This window comes from Agrobacterium vitis (genome assembly GCF_037039395.1).
GTDB lineage: Bacteria > Pseudomonadota > Alphaproteobacteria > Rhizobiales > Rhizobiaceae > Allorhizobium > Allorhizobium vitis_E.
Genome location: NZ_CP146242.1, coordinates 426,447 through 444,702, shown reverse-complemented (window position 1 = coordinate 444,702; position 18,256 = coordinate 426,447). Strand labels below are relative to the sequence as shown.

Genomic DNA, 18,256 nt, shown 5'->3' with positions numbered 1-18,256 from the left:
AGAAGACAAACGACAACACAAGACGCGAGAGTTTGCCTGGTTCGATCGAAACCAAAGACCCAAGGCGATCCTAGAGTCTCAATCCTTCGACCCCAGCCCTCTTTAAGAGAGGATAACAGGGGATAGGCTCAATCGCACATTATATCCAATCATGCTTGCGGCATCGCGCATTGCGATAAGGCAATAAAAAACCTCCGGGCGTAAACCCGGAGGCTATTGTCAACTGAAGATCAACAATCAGATCAGAACTTGCGTTCCAGACGAACAAAGCCCGTCCAAACGTCGTCGTTGCCATCCCAGTCGTGGTCCTGGTACTGAGCCGAAACCTTGGTGGTCAGGCCTTCAGCCAGCTTGTAGTCAACCGTCAGACCAGCCTTCAAGATATCGCGGCCGTAATAGTCGCCAGAAGCGTCAACCTGGGTTTCATTCCAGTACTGAATGCCAGGGGTCAGGCTGAGCTTGTCGGTGATCTTTGCTGCGTACTGAGCAGCAACAGTCCACTTGCCCAGGTCGTAGTAAGCGCTGGCGCCGGTCGAGTAGATTGCGGCAATGCCGAATTCGCCAGGACCAACTTCAGCAGTTGCCAAACCACGGACAGCGCCGTTGTTGGTTGCGAAGTCCCAGGAACCGAGCAGGTTCGCGGTGACAGGACCGTAGGTGGTGCCAACCTGAGCTTCAAGACCAACGCGGTCGTTGTTGCCGTACGGATCAGAGCCAGAAGCCGGAGTGCGGCTGTAGTAACCGGTCAGTTCGTCAACGGAGCCGTATACGAAGAAGTTGTCGGCCTTGTACTTGTAAGCGATCGAGTTCAAACGGTTCGAACCGATATCGTCGGTTTCGCCGGACAGATCGCTATCCCAAGGATTGTAGAAGGAACCAATCTGGAAGCCAGCAACAGTGATGAAGGCTTCGTCGAGTTCGATGCTACCGCCGTCTTCATCAGCCCAGGTGCGGACCGTGATGGTGGAGCCGATCGTGCCGAGCTCGGAGTCGTTCTTGGCGTCGAAAGTGACGAGGCCACGCGTACGAGCATTCCAGTTACGATCATCGCCCAGGCTGTTGTTGCTTGCGCCCTGAACTTCAAAACGAACGTAGCCGCTCATCTTCAAGCAGGTTTCAGTGCCAGGAATGTAGAAGTAGCCAGTGCCGAAAGCATCGCAAACGCGGACATATTCAGCAGGTTCGGGGGCAGCGGCAACAATAGCGTCAGCAGCCTGTGCGCCAGATACTGCTGCGAGAGCCGCAGCGGAGCCGAGAAGAAGGCCCTTAATATTCATTTTTGATCTCCAGTTTGTCGTTTAGGAAATAGAGATATTCTCTCTATGAACCGCTCTTGTTGTTTGCCCCCCGGCATACTGACTAGGCCCCGTATTCCAACGGGGCCTAGTCTTAGTCTTATCTCCTAAGAGATAATTAGAACGAACGCTGCAAGCGAACGAAACCAGACCAGACTTCGTCGCTGCTTGTCCAGCCATGATCCTGGTACTGAGCGGAAACCTTGGTGGTCAAGCCTTCAGCCAGCTTATAGTCCAGTGTCAAGCCACCCTTCCAGATGTCACGGCCGGTGTAGTCGCCGCTGCTGTCAACTTCGGTGTTAGCGAAGTACTGAACGCCAGGAGTCAGGGTCAGCTTGTCGGTGATCTTTGCTGCGTATTCAGCAGCAATCGTCCACTCAGCCTTGTCGTAGTAAGCGGATACGCCGGTCGAGTACAGACCAGCAACGCCGAGAACGCCAGGGCCGAGGTTTGCGGTTGCCAGCAGGCGAACAGCGCCGTCGTTAGCAACTGCGTCCCAGCCACCCAGCAGGGTTGCTGTTACTGGACCGAAAGAACCGCCAACCTGACCTTCAACGCCAACGCGCTTGTTCTGGCTGTAAGCGTCAGTCTGGCTGAGGTCACGTGTACGGCTGTAGTAGCCGGTCAGTTCGTCAACAGCGATACCAGCGAAGAAGGTATCGGACTTGTAGTTGTAAGCGATCGAGTTCAGACGGTTCGAGCCGAGGTCATCGGTTTCGCCGGACAGGCCCGTATCGAAGTAGTTGTAGAATTCACCGACCTGGAAGCCAGCAACAGTGATGAAGGCTTCGTCGAGTTCGAGGCTGCCGCCGCTTTCATCAGCCCAGGTGCGGACCGTGATGGTGGAGCCGATTGTGCCGATCTCGGAGTCGTTCTTGGCGTCGAAAGTGACGAGGCCACGAGTACGAGCGTTCCAGTCGCGGTTACCCGACCAGGACGATTCGCTGTCGTTGCTGTTGCCCTGAACTTCGAAACGGACATAGCCCTTAACGCGAAGGCAGGTTTCGGTGCCGGGGATGTAGAAGTAGCCAGTGCCGAAGGCGTCGCAAACGCGGACGTATTCAGCGGGTTCCGGAGCAGCAGCAACGATAGCGTCAGCTGCCTGGGCGCCGGATACTGCTGCGAGAGCCGCAGCGGAGCCGAGAAGAAGGCTCTTGATGTTCATAATGACCTCCAGTCAAGTTTCATTAGGGTCTGGGCTGTTTGGCTGAAGGACAGCATTTTCTGCCCCCATTCCCGTTAACGTATGAAACGGACGATCCACCGCCTCGCTTCTGGATTTGAAAATACAAAACGCTGCTGCGCTTGCAATCGACAAACGGCAAACGGGGCGGTTTCGCCATAGCCTTCCCCGTTTGATGTTGCTGAAAGGACACAAAGCTATGGCCGAACCGGGGCGTTTGTTTACTCTTTATTAAGAAACGCTTTGAAAAACAAAGGCTAACGCCAATCAACTGAAAACCGGCTTGAATTCGGACCTCATCCGAAATGCGGCAAATTCGGGCGATTCGATGCCCACCAGTCTCGGTTTGGAGGCGATCTCAGGCAAAGTCGCCTCAAGGTGAGGCGACGTTTTCACCAGTCCCTCCGGCGCGCGGTGTAGCAAAATCGGACTGAGGACAGCCAGAATCGGTGGCGATTCTATTTTAGACCGTAGCGATTCTCTCATCCAATCGCCGTGTCGTTCGTTGCCCGGAGAGGTTCGCGCATCCAGTCCTATTGTTAAGGGAGTGCGCGCATGTCTTCTTATAAGGGCAATCAAGACGAGACAGAGCAGCAGGGTTGCCCCGAATGAACGTGCCGGATTTGCCCAAGCCAATAGAGCGATACGGAGTTTCCTTTGTTCTCAATAAGGAAATGGCGCCTTTATCGTGGAAGTTGGCGAAAAGCGCTTGCAATCGAATCTACGACGACATAATCAGACCGCACCGGAGAGGTGGCCGAGTGGTCGAAGGCGCTCCCCTGCTAAGGGAGTATACCAGAGATGGTATCGTGGGTTCGAATCCCATCCTCTCCGCCATCAAACAATCTTCCATTCAGCCCTGTCATAACAATCGCAACGGCGCGCTGCTGTCGTTGAAAGCCTGATTGTTTACCTGCCACTCAGGAATCGCTCGATCTCGGCAGCAAGCGGCATGAGATGCAGCAATGGTGCGTGGCCCTGGCCCTTGGCGATGACCAAGCTGGCCGAGGGATGGCGTGCGATCATTGATTCGCTTGCCTGCCTGGATAGCAGTTGGGAATGCTCCCCGCGAATGATCAGCAGAGGGAAGGGGGCCAGCGCCTCATATTGCACCCATAAATCCGGGATGGGCTTGCTGAAATCGATGCTGGAGATTTGTGCGGCAATCGCCGGATCGTAGTCGGCGACGGGGATACCGTTTTCGTCGCGGTAGAGCGCCTGTGCCATGTCTTCCCAGTCCTGCTGTTCCAGCACCGGAAACGTCGCACCATGCACGGATTTGAGATAGGCGGGGCAATCCGCCCAGGTTTTTGGTCCGCCATTGCCGCTCAGATAATCCCTGATAGCGATCAGGCCTTCTTTTTCCAGAACCGGGCCCACATCGTTGAGAATCACGCTGCGAATACGGCTGGAATGCATGACGGCCAGGAAATGCAGCAGAAGTCCGCCTCTGGATGTGCCGATAAAATCCGCCTGAGCAATGGCGAATTCATCCAGCATGGCGATCACATCGGCCATTTCCGTCAAAAGATTGTAGTTCTTCGGGTCCGGATCACGCCCGGAGCCGCCACGACCGCGCGAATCGATGCAGATCACCCGTCTTCCGCCCGCAGAAAGCCGCCGTGCCAGTTGCGTGAAATCGCGGTGATTGCGGGTCAGGCCGGGCAGGCAGACGACTGGGGGCAGGGAAGCCAGATCAGTATCGCCACTGGCTTGGTAATCGCGCACGAACAGTTGGATGCCGTCGGCGGCCGTAACCGTCCGGTCTTGAAAGGTCCCACTCTCCAGGTGTTGCATGCCGTGAACTCCTGTTGTCGTCGCCCGATCCGCCCTCAGCCGTTAGCGGCCGTAACGAAGATCGTGCTCGATATCTGCGGTCTGCCCCAGCCGGGTCTTGTAGATCTGGTAGTTTTCCATGACGCGCTGCACATAACCACGCGTTTCAGGGAAGGGGATGCGCTCGATCCAGTCCACCACGTCATCGATTGGCATGCCGCGTGGATCGCCGTAGCGGTTGATCCATTCCGGTACCCGTTTCGGGCCCGCATTATAGGCAATGAACGTCAATATATAAGAGCCGCCAAAAGCGTCGATCTGTTCGCCCAGATAATGGGCGCCGAGCGTGGCATTATAAGCGGCGTCCTGGGTCAGCCGATCCGGTGAAAATGTCATGTCATGACGCTTGGCGACGGCCTTTGCCGTGGCCGGCATCAGTTGCAGCAGGCCCTTGGCATTGGCGGCGGACACGGCTGCCGGGTTGAATGCGCTTTCCTGGCGGGCAATGGCATAGGCCAGAGCCTTGCCGGAGCCGGCGATATTGGCGGAAGCGGGAATGACGCCGATGGGAAAGGCCAAAGCCGGCACGTTTATACCACGGCCATAGGCGGTCTTGCCCACCTGCAACGACAATTGGTGATTGCCGGCGCGCTCGGCCTTGGAGGCGAGAAGCGCCAGTTCTCCAGGGCTTTGCAATTGTTCGGCCAAGGCCCGGTAAAGGCTTGCGCCGCGCCATTCGTGGCCGGCGGCCTTGTAGCGGTCGATAGCAATAATGGCTTCCCGGCTTGCGAATCGGCGGCGGTCTTCGTCCGTCGGTGTGGGGTAGCGAATGTCGAGCCGTGTCTGCTTCAGGCGGGCGCCTGCCAATTGTCCATAGAATGTGCCGGGATAATCGGCTGCCCGAACAAAATCCTGCCTCGCGGCGGTCGGATTGCCTTGCGCTTCATCGGCACGCCCCAGCCAATAATAGGCGCGTGATGCCGATAGTGGCCGGTGCGACGCCTCGACAATCCGGCGAAAATGCTGGGCTGCGGTTTTGGGATCATTGAGGCCGCGCAGGGCATACCAGCCCGCATGAAACTCGGCATCGACGATATCGACCAGGTCGGTGGCGGTATAGCCAGCGGCAACCTGATAGGCCAGCCGGTATTTGCCGTCATCGGCAAGGCCGCGCGCCACAATACGCCGCTCGTTCCACCATTCGCCGGGATTGACCAATCGTGACGCGTCTCTGGGCACAAGCGCCAGCAGCTTTGCCGCGTCCTGGTAATTGTCCTGACGGCGCTGATACTCGATTTTGACGAACAGCAATGCAGGATCATTGCCAAATCGTGCGCTGGCGGCCTGAACCAGCGCCACGGCCTTGGGCGAGCGGCTGTTGACGGCCATCCAGGCGGCATAAAGAGCCTGCGCATCGCCAAGCAACGCGAATCGCTTGGCCTGGGCGGTGCGGCCGCGATACATCAGGTAATCCATCCGCAGCTTGTGATCGGCGCGGGTCAGCAAGCCGCCGAATTCGCTGAGGATGCGGTCTTCGGTGGCAATCTCCAGCGGCTGGCTGCGCCACAGGTCTTTCAGGACAAAAACGGCGCGGCTGCGATTGCCGCTTGCCACCAGGGCGCGGGTCAGGATGATCGTGCCTTCTGCCGTTTCCGGCTTGGTCTCTCCGAAGGCTGCCAATACATCCGGGGCTGGCGGGTTTTCGCGCAACAGCGCCTTTTCCGAATTGGCGCGGAAGGCGGAAAGGCCCGGCCAGCCTTTCAGCTCGCGCTGGGCATTGGCAATTTCCGAGGAGGGAATGCCGGCAAGGCCCGACATGGCTATCGACCATGTCAGCATATGCCGGTCCAGCCCCTGGGGCATGGCATCGCGAATCGACAGCGCCAGCGCTCCGTTGCGGTCCGACAGGGCGTCGAGGCCGGATTTCAGCGGCGACCGTTCGACCGGCATGGGCGCGACAACCGGGATGGAGCCGGTAATGTCGCCAGAAACAGAGGAGGCGGAAGAGGCCGAAAGCGCCGCTGGACGGTTGGCCGGCGCTGGCACATCCCCGCCACCCAGGAGCGGCTGGGACCAGGACACACCGGCAGGGGCCAGCGCTGCCACACCTATGGACAGGGCAAGCTTGAGCAAAATGGTCCGTTTCATCGGCAAACTCGTCCGGAAAATGCGCATAGCTCCCATTAACTCTGACGCCGATTAATGAATGCTTAATGAAATGGCGTCAATGCGACGAAAATTCCGCATTGAAAAACTGTCATAAAACCCGCTGAACCGTGCTTGTACCAGTGCGGGCCTAGCAGTAATGTGCCCGCGTTTGATTGCACATTTACGGCTGACCAGGGATTGGCGGCTGTTGGGGGTTCTATGCATGTTCCAGGGTTCCATGCCCGCGCTCGTCACGCCATTCACCGAAACCGGGGCGATTGACGAGAAAGCCTTTGCCGCTCATGTCGAATGGCAGATCGCCGAAGGCAGTTCCGGCCTGGTGCCGGTCGGCACAACAGGCGAATCGCCAACCCTGACCCATGCCGAGCACAAACGGGTGGTGGAGCTGTGCATCGAAGTGGTCGCCAAGCGGGTTCCGGTGATAGCCGGTGCTGGCTCCAACAATACGATGGAAGCCATCGATCTCGCCCAACACGCCGAAAAGGCCGGGGCCGATGCCGTGCTGGTGGTGACACCTTATTATAACAAGCCGACCCAAAAGGGGCTGATTGCGCATTTCTCGGCGATTGCCCAGGCCGTATCCCTGCCGATCATCATCTACAATATTCCGCCGCGCTCGGTAATCGATATGAGCCCGGAAACCATGGGCAAGCTGGCCCAGGCCCATAAGACCATTGTTGGCGTCAAGGACGCTACCGGCAAGCTGGAGCGGGTTTCCGAACAGCGGATCACCTGTGGGCGTGAGTTCATCCAGCTGTCCGGCGAGGACGCTACCGCGCTGGGCTTCAACGCCCATGGCGGTGTTGGCTGCATCTCGGTGACGGCCAATGTCGCGCCGCGCCTGTGCGCCGAGTTCCAGGCAGCAACGCTGGCGGGGGATTTCGCCAAGGCGCTTGATTACCAGGATCGGCTGATGCCGCTGCATAAGGCGATCTTCCTGGAACCGGGCCTTTGCGGAGCGAAATACGCCCTGTCTCGGCTTGGTCGGATGGGCCGGACCGCACGGCTGCCGCTGCTATCGACACTGGAAGCCTCGACCGAAGCGGCCATCGATGCAGCCCTTCAGCATGCGGGCCTGATGAACTGAGATCATCAATGGACGGCTGGGCCGGAGTGCACATTGGCTCCGGCTTCTTCCATTACTGGTATTGCTGTATTACATAAGGCCTGACAGACCGGAGCAGTGACCCGCCGGCGTTTAGAAAAAACAAAAAGCATAGGTCGGATTGGACAGAGTTCATGGCACCCAGAGGCAGCCAGCGCACCGTAAACAAGATCGTTGCGGAAAACCGCAAGGCGCGGTTCAACTATGAGATCATCGACACCTACGAGGCTGGCATCATGCTGACCGGCACGGAGGTCAAGTCTCTGCGCGAAGGCAAGGCCAATATTGCCGAATCCTATGCTTCGGACGAGGGTGAGGAAATCTGGCTGATCAATTCGCATCTGCCGGAATATCTACAGGCCAACCGTTTCAACCATGAACCGCGCCGTCGCCGCAAATTGCTGCTCAACAAGCGAGAGATCAACCGGCTGCGCGTTGCCATCAATCGCGAAGGCATGACGCTGGTGCCGTTGAAGATCTATTTCAACGAAAAAGGCCGCGCCAAGCTGGAATTGGCCTTGGCCAAGGGCAAGAAATTGCATGACAAGCGCGAGACCGAGAAGGAACGCGACTGGAACCGCCAGAAAAGCCGGTTGCTGAAGACGGGCTGAGATGCGTGTGAGTTGTCAAAGCGCCGCGTAGAGTTTGTCAGGGAAAAGTGGAACCCGGTTTTCCCGAAAAGACAAACGAAAACAAAAGAATCTAGAGTCTGTCTGGTTCAATTTGAACCTGACAGACTCTAGTACGGCGCTTTGACAGATATGGCGTGAGTTTTACCGCCCGTGCATCCCCATCAGGAAAGCATAGGCCGCCAGCCGGGCGTGCCGCTCCTGTTCCTGCCGGGATGAGACTTCCCAGTGGTCAAGACCGATATCGCGCAATTGATGCGCATTCAGATCTCCCACATGATTGCTGGGTCTTGTCCCGCCCCGGCGCAAGAGACAGCGCGCCAGAACCGAAGCGATCCAGCGATAGGCCGTCGCAAAGCGGCGGGTGAAACCGCCTCTGGGGGCCAGGACAACACTGTTTTTCGTCGGATCTGTCGTGCGCATGATCTTTTCCTTTCAAGCGGGCACGAGGACAGGAGCCTACGTCTCGACGACGCAGACAAGCGATGGGTGAGGGGTGAAAAGGTGGCAGACCGAGAACCTTGTTATCCATCATGGAAACAGGGAGATTTTCCCTTTTCCCGGAAATAGTCTGGCTGCCAGTGAACGCGCGAAAAATGACCGAGATGCGTCAAATCGTCCAGCGAATGTTTTGAATGACAACGATCAGCAACGCTTATGAGTTGTGTTTTATGCGTCGTTCGTGATTGAGCAGCCACTGTTTGCGCCAAAGCCCGCCGCCATAGCCGGTGAGGCTGCCATCCGCGCCGATGACGCGGTGGCATGGTATGACGATAGCGATCTGGTTTGCTCCATTTGCCCGCGCCACAGCCCGCACGGCGCTTGGACGGTCAAGTGATGTCGCCAGCTCTGAATAGCTACAGGTCTCCCCCACCGGGATTTGCCGCAGTGCCTGCCACACATCGCGCTCGAATGGAGTGCCATGTCCGGCAAGCCGGGTTTCGAAATCATTGGGATCGCCGCTGAAATAGCGCGCCAGTTCGGCAGCGATCTGTTCGGTCACGGCGGTTCGCCCAATTGCTACTCCGCAGCCCTGTCTTGCCTTCAGACGGTTCAGTTCCGTTGGCAGGGCAGGCCGGTCGGCAAATTCGAGCAGATGCAGCGCATGATCGTCGGCGATCGCCAGCATCGGCCCGATTGGTGTGTCGATCCAGTCAGCCTTGAGCAGGCCGAGATCCTTCATCCGTGCAGGAGCATTACCGAGCATTTGGGTGATGGCGGCACGAAAGCCGCTGCCGGATTCATATCCGGCCTCCATCTGCGCTTCGATCACGGCTTCGCCCGCGGCGAGGATTTCGGTGCCAAGGCTGATCCGGCGCAGCCGTGCCATTTCGATAAAGCTCACTCCGAACCGGCGTTTAAACGCGCGCCGTACCGTGGACGGGTCATGGCCAAGCGCGATCACATCGTCCTCCCGCCAGCGACGGCCAGGATCGGCCTCCAACAGATCCAGCAGGGATTGCACCAGCGGATCGGCGTGGCCATAGGCAAGAAGGGGGCGGCAGCGCTTGCAGGGACGAAAGCCGCCTTCAAGGCAGGCGGCGATGGTCTCCGTGAACCGGCAGTTTTCCGGCTTGGGTTTGCGCGCCGTGCAGGTGAACCGGCAGAAAATCCGTGTCGAGGTGACGCAGACATAGGCGAAGCCGTCATAGGATGCATCTTTGGCGACCAGTGCGGCGTAGAGGGTATCGTCGGAAGGTTTTTTGAACAGCATGAGCAGGTTTTACATCGTTCTACCGGATGCTGCCGCCGAAAAACGGGCATGGATATGCCCGTTCTCAAAAATGTTTTGGCTGGATAACCCGTTTTATTTTATCCGGCCATCAGGCTGCATAGCTCTGATGATAAGCACCGGAACGGGGTGCATGCGCCTTCGTCCCTTGAGTCTGGAAACGAGCCAGCAGCGACGCCAGATGGTCTGATACGCCTTGCAGCGTATGGGTGGAGGCGTTGGTTTCCTCTACCATCGAGGCATTCTGCTGGGTCAACTGGTCCATGCTGGAAATCGCGGCATTGATTTCACTCATGCCGGACGCCTGTTCCTGGGCGGCCTGGGCTATTGCTACAATGTGACCGTCTACTTCGCGAACCTGATCGCTGATGGTACGCAAGACGTCGCCCGTCTGGTTGACCAGGGCCACGCCATTAGCGACGTCTTTCGACGAGCGGTCGATCAGCGTCTTGATTTCCTTGGCGGCATTGGCGGAGCGCTGCGCCAGTTCGCGCACCTCCTGGGCCACGACCGCGAAACCCTTGCCTGCCTCGCCCGCCCGCGCTGCTTCCACCCCGGCATTCAGCGCCAGCAGATTGGTCTGGAAGGAAATTTCGTCGATAACGCTGATGATCGAAGAAATCTTCTTTGAACTCTCCTCAATGGCGCTCATGGCCGTGACCGCATTGCCGACGATCTCGGCGGATTTGCCAGCAGCCTCGGCGGCATCGCTGGCCACCGTCTGGGCTTCGCGGCTGCGCAGCGCCGATTGCTTGGCAATCACGCTGATTTCCTCCAGCGCGGCAGCCGTCTCTTCAAGGGCGGCGGCCTGTTGTTCCGTGCGCTTGGCCATGTCGTCGGTCGCCCGGGTCAGCTCACGGGTATTGGCATTGACCTGGCCTGCCTCGTGGCTGATTTCGTCGAAAGCGCCGGCCAGGGTGGCGACGGCCTTGTTGAAGTTGCCGCGCAAGGCTTCATATTGTGGCGCAAGCGGCGTGGTAATCTGCGCTGTCAAATTGCCGCTGCTGAGCGCCGCCAATGCATTGTCCAGCGCGCTGAGCGCCTGTTGCTGTTCTTCTTCGATCCTGGCGCGCTCCGCGGCAATTTTGCTGCGCTCCTCGCTCAATGCTTCGCCATAGGTGGAAATGGCAAAATCCATGTCCAGCATCGTGGCGCGGATCAGCGCTGAGATTTTTGGAATGGCGCCCTTCAAGCGACTGCCGAACACGGTTCCACGCATTTCTGCTTCCAGCACGCCGGTGACCAGGCCTGAGAGAATCAGGCCATAGCCGTCGATATACCAGCGTGGGTCGAGGCCCAATTTGGCATGGGTGCGACCAATCGTGGTTGCCGAGGCAACATAAGCGCCGTCCAGATGGCCGGAAAGCAGGTGGCTCCAATGCTGGATCTGTTTCTGCTTGGCGTGTTCGATATGGCTGTCGCTGGAAAAGAACTTGGCTGCTTCCGGATGCTGTTTTGCGATCTGGTAGAAGATGTCCAGCGTCGGACCGATGGAATGGGCAATGATCGGCTGCAAGCCGGCGACGACCCGCAGATCGCTTGCCGTCAGCTTGAGGAAAGCCATTCGCTTGTGAAGATCGCCATTGTCATCGGTTGCATTAGTCATGAAACACCCTGGTCTCTTATCCTGTTTTAAAACGTATGATCACCAACCATTGAAAACGGAGATTTGCACTGCGCAACTCATAACAGAGGTCCGCGTTGCATCCCATGGTATCCACGTCGCTAACCGAGGGAAAAAACTCAATTAAAGCGCGCACTGGTTGTGGTTTCGGTCATCATTCTCCCAGTCGTGGATCTGTTAGGATCACATCTTCCATGGGAAAGGTAACGCTCAGAAATTTAACAATAGGATAATAAGGCGAGCCGAAACGTTCGTCCGCCAGGATCGGATAAACCGTGAAATTATCGCAAAAACCCTTAGAATATGCTGAGCTTGCGATGCGGAATAGATAACAGATACAGTCATGCCGCGACCTACCTTGCGGGTGCCGCATCCTGTCCGAGCCGGAAGATTTTTTTATCAAGAAAACACACAGCTTCACTGCGCAGAACACGAAGGGGCATTCGCCCGACCGTGGAAGAGGGGACCCTGGTTGAACCAGGATCGTCCCATTGTACAGCAGGTATAAATGTACTGCAGATATGCCGCGCGACAGCGAAACTGAGTGCGCCATATTTGGAGCACGGCGCTGTAGGCGATCAGATCTGCGGTTCGGCCAGCATAGGTTCAACCTGGCGTATCGGCCGTTCACTTGGGTCGCGACCGATTTCAGCCTTCAGCGATACGAGATCGATGAAGTGATCGGCCTGGCGGCGAAGATCATCGGCAATCATCGGCGGCTGGGTCGACATGGTCGAAACCACGGAAACCTTGCGACCCTTGCGCTGAAGAGCTTCGACCAGCGTGGTAAAATCGCCGTCGCCGGAGAATATCACCAGATGATCCACAGTTTCGGACTGTTCCATCGCATCGATGGCCAGTTCGATATCCATATTGCCCTTGACCTTGCGACGGCCCATGGAATCGGTGAATTCCTTGGCCGGCTTGGTAATGACCTTGTAGCCGTTATAGTCGAGCCAATCGATCAAAGGGCGGATCGACGAATATTCCTGGTCTTCGATCAACGCGGTGTAATAGTAAGCGCGCAGCAGATAACCACGCTTTTGAAATGCTTTGAGCAGCTTGCGGTAGTCGATATCGAAACCAAGGCTTTTGGAAGCCGCATATAAATTTGCGCCGTCTATGAAAAGCGCTATTTTTTCTCTCGGATCAAACATCCTTCAACATCCTTTGTTATATACATTAGCGCGGCATCATCTACGGCCAGCCTCGGGTTCCAACCCGACTCAATGTATTATGATTTAATCATATATGAATTATGTATCCAGCGATAGAGCATATTCCAACCGCCTGTTGATTGAATCTTTATTAGTTTCCATTTTTTTTTACAATTTCTAGGTTGAGTCCGGCTGAAACGACGCTCAGGAAAAACTTGAACTCCGGCGATAATACATGTATCCGGTCTGTCAATCCCTCAGGAATAAATATTAAAAGCCCCCAGGACTAAATAGTAAAAAGAAGGACAGACCATGGCACGCGTCACCGTGGAAGATTGCATCGACAAGGTCGATAACCGTTTCGAACTGGTTCTGCTGGCAAGCCATCGCGCCCGTCAGATCTCCCAGGGAGCCCAGATCACCATCGACCGCGACAATGACAAGAATCCTGTCGTTGCCCTGCGCGAAATCGCCGATGAGACCCTGTCGCCGGACGATCTGAAGGAAGATCTGATCCATTCCCTGCAAAAGCATGTCGAAGTCGACGAGCCGGAACAGGATGCTGCTTCCGTTGCCGAAGGCCAGCTGACCAGCGGCTCGCAAGACGAGGACGAAATGCCGGAAACCGTAGCCTTCGACCAGATGTCGGAAGAAGAGCTGCTGGCCGGCATCGAGGGCCTTGTTCCGCCGGAAAAGAGCGACGATTACTGATTGCCGAAGTCTCAAGATCGGCGTACCGGTCTTGAGGTGGTCCGATCTTTCAAACTCTCTGTGCGTCAATCGGAAGGTTGGCGCGCTTTTTCTTTTGAGAGTGCGTCCTCGACCAGCGTTCTTGTGGCCTGTTTTTCGATTGATGGAGTAGCCTTGGCATGATGCGGCAGTATGAGCTCGTGGAGCGGGTACAGAAGTACAAGCCCGACGCCAACGAAGCATTGCTCAACAAGGCCTATGTCTACGCCATGCAGAAACATGGCCAGCAGAAGCGAGCCAGCGGCGATCCCTATATTTCCCATCCGCTGGAAGTGGCCGCCATCCTCACCGAAATGCATCTGGACGAGTCGACGATCGCCGTTGCCCTCCTGCATGACACGATCGAGGATACCACGGCGACCAGGGCCGAAATCGACGAATTGTTCGGCGAGGATATCGGCCGGCTCGTCGAGGGCCTGACCAAGCTCAAGAAACTCGATCTCGTTACCAAGAAAGCCAAGCAGGCCGAAAACCTGCGCAAGCTGCTGCTGGCGATTTCCGACGATGTGCGGGTTCTGTTGGTCAAACTGGCCGACCGCCTGCACAATATGCGCACGCTGGAGCATATGCGCCCAGACAAGCGCGCCCGGATTTCCGAGGAAACCATGGAAATCTATGCGCCTCTGGCCGGTCGCATGGGTATGCAGGACATGCGCGACGAGCTGGAGGACCTGTCCTTCCGCTATATCAATCCCGAAGCCTATGAGACCGTTACCAAGCGGCTGGAAGAGCTTTCCCGGCGAAACGAAGGGCTGATCAAGAAGATCGAAGACGAGTTGAGCGATCTGCTGGTCGCCAATGGTCTGCTCCAGGCCTCGGTGAAGGGTCGCCAGAAGAAACCCTATTCGGTGTTTCGCAAGATGCAGTCCAAATCGCTGTCCTTCGAGCAGCTTTCGGATGTCTACGGTTTCCGCATCCTGGTCGATGGCGTTGCGGCCTGTTACCGGGCGCTTGGCATTGTCCATACCCGCTGGCGGGTGGTGCCTGGCCGGTTCAAGGACTATATCTCGACGCCGAAGCAGAACGATTACCGGTCGCTGCACACCACCATCGTCGGCCCGTCGCGCCAGCGTATCGAGTTGCAGATCCGCACCCACCGCATGCATGAAATCGCCGAATACGGCATCGCCGCCCATGCGCTCTACAAGGATGGCGAGGGCGGTGGCGAAGGCGAGCTGCTGTCGCGTGAAAGCAATGCCTATTCCTGGCTGCGTCACACGATCGAAGCCCTGGCGGAAGCCAACAATCCTGAAGAATTTCTCGAACATACCAAGCTGGAACTGTTCCAGGACCAGGTGTTCTGCTTTACCCCAAAGGGCAAGCTGATCGCCCTGCCGCGCGGTGCCACGCCGATCGACTTTGCCTATGCGGTTCATACCAATATCGGCGATACCACCGTCGGCGCCAAGATCAATGGCCGGATCATGCCGCTGGTCACTCGCCTTGCCAATGGCGATGAGGTGGAGATTATCCGCTCCGGCGTTCAGGTGCCGCCGGCGGCCTGGGAAGAGATTGTCGTCACCGGCAAGGCCCGCGCCGCCATCCGCCGCGCCACCCGCATGGCGATCCGCAAGCAATATTCCGGCCTTGGCTACCGAATCCTGGAACGAACCTTCGAGCGGGCGGGCAAGACGTTTTCCCGCGAGATCCTGAAACCGGTTCTGCACAGGCTGGGCCATAAGGATGTCGAGGATGCCATCGCGGCTGTCGGGCGCGGTGAAGTGTCTTCGCTCGATGTGCTGCGCGCCGTTTTCCCCGATTATCAGGACGAGCGCGTTACGGTAAAGCCCGCCATGGACGACGGCTGGTTCAACATGCGCTCAGCCAGCGGCATGATGTTCAAGCTGCCGCAAGGCAAGAAGGCATCTGACGCCGCAAAACCTGCCGATGGCAGTCTGGGGGAGGAGCTGGATCCGCTGCCGATCCGGGGGCTTGCCGGTAATCTCGAAGTGCATTTCTCCGCAGCCGGTGCCGTTCCCGGCGACCGGATTGTCGGCATCATGGAAGACGGCAAGGGGATCATCATCTATCCGATCCAGGCGTCTGCCTTGCAGAAATATGATGACGAGCCGGAGCGCTGGATCGATGTCCGCTGGGATCTGGATGAGGCCAACAAGTCGCGCTTCCATTCCCGCATCCTGATCAACGCCATCAACGAGCCAGGCACGTTGGCCAAGGTGGCGCAGTTGATTGCCGGGCTGGACATCAATATCCGGCTTCTGTCCATGATGCGCGTCGCTGCCGATTTCACCGAAATGGCCTTCGATCTGGATGTCTGGGACCTGCGCCAGCTTAACCAGCTTTTGTCGCAGCTGAAGGAGCTGGATTGCGTGGCAACCGCCAAACGGGTCTATGACTGAGGTTCGGATTGACGCCTTCAATTGAAATTACGCAGCAGATATAAAGCGGTACAGCGCTATAGGTACGCTTTATAAAACGCCTGGCGCTCTCAAATGGACACCGTCGACCTCGGCGGTGTTGCCAATATTTTAACATCGGCGCCTTGTTCCTGATCAAATTTCGTGCAGTTTCTGGCTAAATTCTTCGGTTTTTAACGATGCTATGCATCTTGCGCATGGCTGGCAACGCGCCTTGTCTCTGGTTCTTTGTGCAGTGCACTCGTATATTGAGGTCATCGAAACAAACACAGAGAGATAAGACAATGTTTGGTCCTATTCGCAAATTTGCCCGCGCCCTGCGCGTCCCGACTGCCCAGGAACGTGAAATGGCTTATCTGAACGCTGCTCATGACCGCCTGGATCTGGAATATCGCCAGCGCGAAATCGATGGTGGCCTGTTCCGTCGCATCCGTTAATCGCTATACGCCGGGCGCATGGCTGACCTGTGAAATCAGCTATGCCGGGTGAGGCGAAATTGGATGTCGAGAAAAAGGTCGCGGTCTTGCCGGGGCTTGTGAATAAAGACGGGGCATCCAGCCACGTCGTGTAATAATGGTCATCATGAATGGCCTTCCTGATACGGGACCATCGTCTTTGGGTGGTCTCGCCGACGAACGCGATGCGTTCGGGTGCTGGCCAATTTCAAAATTACATTTCTGATGTTTTAGGGCCTGATGTTTTCTGGGGCATGTGTTTGCATCCGTGTCCGTTGCTCATCTTGGCTGCTATTTATCTGGGATTGCCTGGTTTCACGGCTGCACATCGGCAGCACTGTGATGAAGACCGAAGATCCCCCGCTATGCCGCTTCTTTCCCGTTAAAGTTCGTTTCTCAACGATAATTGTCTGATCCGTGTGCGTTCCTGTCGTGTTATCGGGACGCAAGCGCGTGATGCAACGGTTTTGCCGTTGCCGGGTCGGCCTGAAACGACTAGAGAAACGTCAGACTGACGAATTATGAAAGAGACCGGCGTGACGGATAAAGTCGAAAAGAAGCAGAATGCCCTTTGGGAGAACATCAAGGTCATCATTCAGGCGCTGGTGCTTGCCATGGTGATCCGCACCGTGCTGTTCCAGCCTTTCACCATTCCGTCCGGCTCGATGATGCCGACGCTGCTGGTGGGTGATTATATCTTCGTCAACAAGTTCTCCTACGGCTATTCGAAATATTCGCTGCCTTTTTCCCTCGATCTGTTCTCCGGCCGTATTCTGGCGAGTGAGCCCAAGCGCGGCGATGTCGTCGTCTTCCGCTTTCCGCCCAATCCTGACATCGATTATATCAAGCGCCTTGTCGGTTTGCCGGGCGACCGTATCCAGGTGACGGATGGCGTGTTGCTGGTGAATGGCAAGCCGATACCGAAAGTGCCGGATGGAACCTTTACCTCCGATTATCGGATGGATGCCGGGCGCGACGTGCCTGTGTTCCGCGAAACGCTTGATAATGGCGTCAATTACGACACACTGGATGAAGTGCAGAATTCGGCTGGCGATAATACCCGTGAATTTACCGTTCCCGCCGGTCATTATTTCATGATGGGCGATAACCGCGATAATTCCGCTGATAGTCGCTTCGACGTGGGCATGGTTCCGGCTGAAAACCTGATCGGCCGTGCCTCGGTGATCTTCTTCTCGCTTGGCAACAACACGTCCTTCCGCGAAATTTGGAAATGGCCGTCCAATATGCGGTGGGACCGTTTGTTCAAGGTTGTTCAATGAAGGCTCCCAAGGCCCTGACTGCTGAGGAACGCGAAAAAGTGGAGGCCGTGATCGGCTACCGCTTTATCGGCAAGGAACGGCTGGACAAGGCGCTGACCCATTCCAGCGCCCGACCCGCCAAGGGCAGCGATTATGAGCGCCTGGAATTCCTGGGCGACCGGGTGCTTGGCCTTTGCGTGGCCGAGCATTTGTTCAAGGTGTTTCGCGCTGCCACCGAAGGCGAGTTGTCGGTGCGGCTGAACCAATTGGTCAGCGCGGAGACCTGTGCGGCGGTGGCCGATGAAATCCAGCTGCATCGCTATATCCGCACCGGCGCTGACGTCAAAAAGCTGACCGACAAGAACATGCTGAATGTGCGGGCCGATGTGGTGGAAAGCCTGATTGCCGCCATTTATCTGGATGCCGGACTGGAAGCGGCGCGTGCCTTCGTGTTGAAGTTCTGGGCTGAGCGTGCCTCCCGGCAGGATGCCGGTCGACGTGACGCCAAGACCGAGCTACAGGAATGGGCACACGCAAAATTTGCAGCGACCCCGGTCTACCGGGTTGCGGACCGCTCCGGACCGGATCATGATCCGAGCTTCACGGTCACGGTGGAAATCGGCAAGCTGCAGCCGGAAACCGGAATTGACCGGTCGAAGCGCGCCGCAGAACAGGCGGCGGCGACCCGGTTGCTGGAAAGAGAAGGCGTGTGGACGAGATCCGCCGCCTCAGATTGATTGGATG

Annotated in this window: 15 protein-coding genes and 1 tRNA gene; 8 read left to right on the top strand and 8 right to left on the bottom strand. The window is 57.0% G+C overall.

Annotated elements, in window-relative coordinates; all coding sequences use genetic code 11:
* Positions 1 to 242 precede the first annotated feature (242 nt).
* Positions 243 to 1,277 (bottom strand): porin, encoded by a 1,035-nt coding sequence (locus V6582_RS04665; RefSeq protein WP_156633610.1) that lies wholly within the window; start codon positions 1,275 to 1,277, stop codon positions 243 to 245.
* A 136-nt stretch (positions 1,278 to 1,413) separates the two neighbouring features.
* Entirely contained in the window at positions 1,414 to 2,460 is a 1,047-nt protein-coding gene (locus V6582_RS04660) for a porin (protein WP_156633609.1), read from the bottom strand.
* Between the two features lie 765 nt (positions 2,461 to 3,225).
* On the opposite strand from V6582_RS04660, the gene V6582_RS04655 reads away from it, so the two are divergent.
* Positions 3,226 to 3,315: transfer RNA gene (locus V6582_RS04655), tRNA-Ser, on the top strand.
* 72 nt (positions 3,316 to 3,387) lie between these two features.
* Here the strand turns inward: V6582_RS04655 and V6582_RS04650 are convergent.
* Together V6582_RS04650 and V6582_RS04645 are read right to left on the bottom strand one after the other, a co-directional pair.
* Positions 3,388 to 4,275 (bottom strand): alpha/beta fold hydrolase, encoded by an 888-nt coding sequence (locus V6582_RS04650; RefSeq protein WP_156633608.1) that lies wholly within the window; start codon positions 4,273 to 4,275, stop codon positions 3,388 to 3,390.
* Positions 4,276 to 4,317: 42 nt separating this feature from the next.
* Positions 4,318 to 6,402 (bottom strand): transglycosylase SLT domain-containing protein, encoded by a 2,085-nt coding sequence (locus tag V6582_RS04645; protein ID WP_234889802.1) that lies wholly within the window; start codon positions 6,400 to 6,402, stop codon positions 4,318 to 4,320.
* A 223-nt stretch (positions 6,403 to 6,625) separates the two neighbouring features.
* Between V6582_RS04645 and dapA the strand changes: the two genes are divergently transcribed.
* Both dapA and smpB read left to right on the top strand, forming a co-directional pair.
* The gene (dapA, locus tag V6582_RS04640; RefSeq protein WP_156633606.1) at positions 6,626 to 7,510 is read left to right on the top strand and encodes a 4-hydroxy-tetrahydrodipicolinate synthase; all 885 of its coding nucleotides are present in this window, start codon (positions 6,626 to 6,628) and stop codon (positions 7,508 to 7,510) included.
* A gap of 152 nt (positions 7,511 to 7,662) precedes the next feature.
* Complete coding sequence (gene smpB / locus V6582_RS04635) at positions 7,663 to 8,139, top strand: SsrA-binding protein SmpB (RefSeq protein ID WP_015915448.1); 477 nt, start codon at positions 7,663 to 7,665, stop codon at positions 8,137 to 8,139.
* 162 nt (positions 8,140 to 8,301) lie between these two features.
* On the opposite strand, the gene V6582_RS04630 is transcribed toward smpB, so the two are convergent.
* The 4 genes from V6582_RS04630 to V6582_RS04615 all read right to left on the bottom strand — a co-directional run bounded on the left by V6582_RS04630 (position 8,302) and on the right by V6582_RS04615 (position 12,670).
* A complete protein-coding gene (locus V6582_RS04630; protein ID WP_156633605.1) occupies positions 8,302 to 8,580 on the bottom strand; it encodes a hypothetical protein in 279 nt (92 codons plus the stop codon).
* Positions 8,581 to 8,812: 232 nt separating this feature from the next.
* The gene (locus V6582_RS04625; RefSeq protein WP_156633604.1) at positions 8,813 to 9,871 is read right to left on the bottom strand and encodes a bifunctional transcriptional activator/DNA repair enzyme AdaA; all 1,059 of its coding nucleotides are present in this window, start codon (positions 9,869 to 9,871) and stop codon (positions 8,813 to 8,815) included.
* A gap of 109 nt (positions 9,872 to 9,980) precedes the next feature.
* Complete coding sequence (locus V6582_RS04620; RefSeq protein WP_156633603.1) at positions 9,981 to 11,495, bottom strand: methyl-accepting chemotaxis protein; 1,515 nt, start codon at positions 11,493 to 11,495, stop codon at positions 9,981 to 9,983.
* A gap of 596 nt (positions 11,496 to 12,091) precedes the next feature.
* Positions 12,092 to 12,670: an NYN domain-containing protein gene (locus V6582_RS04615; protein WP_060715910.1), complete on the bottom strand. Its 579-nt coding sequence runs from the start codon at positions 12,668 to 12,670 to the stop codon at positions 12,092 to 12,094.
* A 312-nt stretch (positions 12,671 to 12,982) separates the two neighbouring features.
* Between V6582_RS04615 and rpoZ the strand changes: the two genes are divergently transcribed.
* The 5 genes from rpoZ (at position 12,983) to rnc (ending at position 18,249) form a co-directional block, all read left to right on the top strand.
* Positions 12,983 to 13,381 carry a DNA-directed RNA polymerase subunit omega gene (gene rpoZ, locus V6582_RS04610; protein WP_060715909.1) on the top strand — a complete coding sequence of 133 codons (399 nt, stop codon included), beginning with the start codon at positions 12,983 to 12,985 and terminating at the stop codon, positions 13,379 to 13,381.
* Between the two features lie 158 nt (positions 13,382 to 13,539).
* A complete protein-coding gene (locus V6582_RS04605) occupies positions 13,540 to 15,780 on the top strand; it encodes a RelA/SpoT family protein (RefSeq protein WP_156633602.1) in 2,241 nt (746 codons plus the stop codon).
* 302 nt (positions 15,781 to 16,082) lie between these two features.
* Positions 16,083 to 16,235, top strand: a complete 153-nt coding sequence (locus tag V6582_RS04600; RefSeq protein ID WP_015915454.1) for a DUF3563 family protein — start codon at positions 16,083 to 16,085, stop codon at positions 16,233 to 16,235.
* Positions 16,236 to 16,789: 554 nt separating this feature from the next.
* A complete protein-coding gene (gene lepB, locus V6582_RS04595) occupies positions 16,790 to 17,533 on the top strand; it encodes a signal peptidase I (RefSeq protein WP_337739356.1) in 744 nt (247 codons plus the stop codon).
* A complete protein-coding gene (gene rnc / locus V6582_RS04590) occupies positions 17,530 to 18,249 on the top strand; it encodes a ribonuclease III (RefSeq protein ID WP_156633600.1) in 720 nt (239 codons plus the stop codon). Before lepB ends, rnc begins: the two co-directional genes overlap by 4 nt.
* The last annotated feature ends 7 nt before the right edge of the window (positions 18,250 to 18,256 follow it).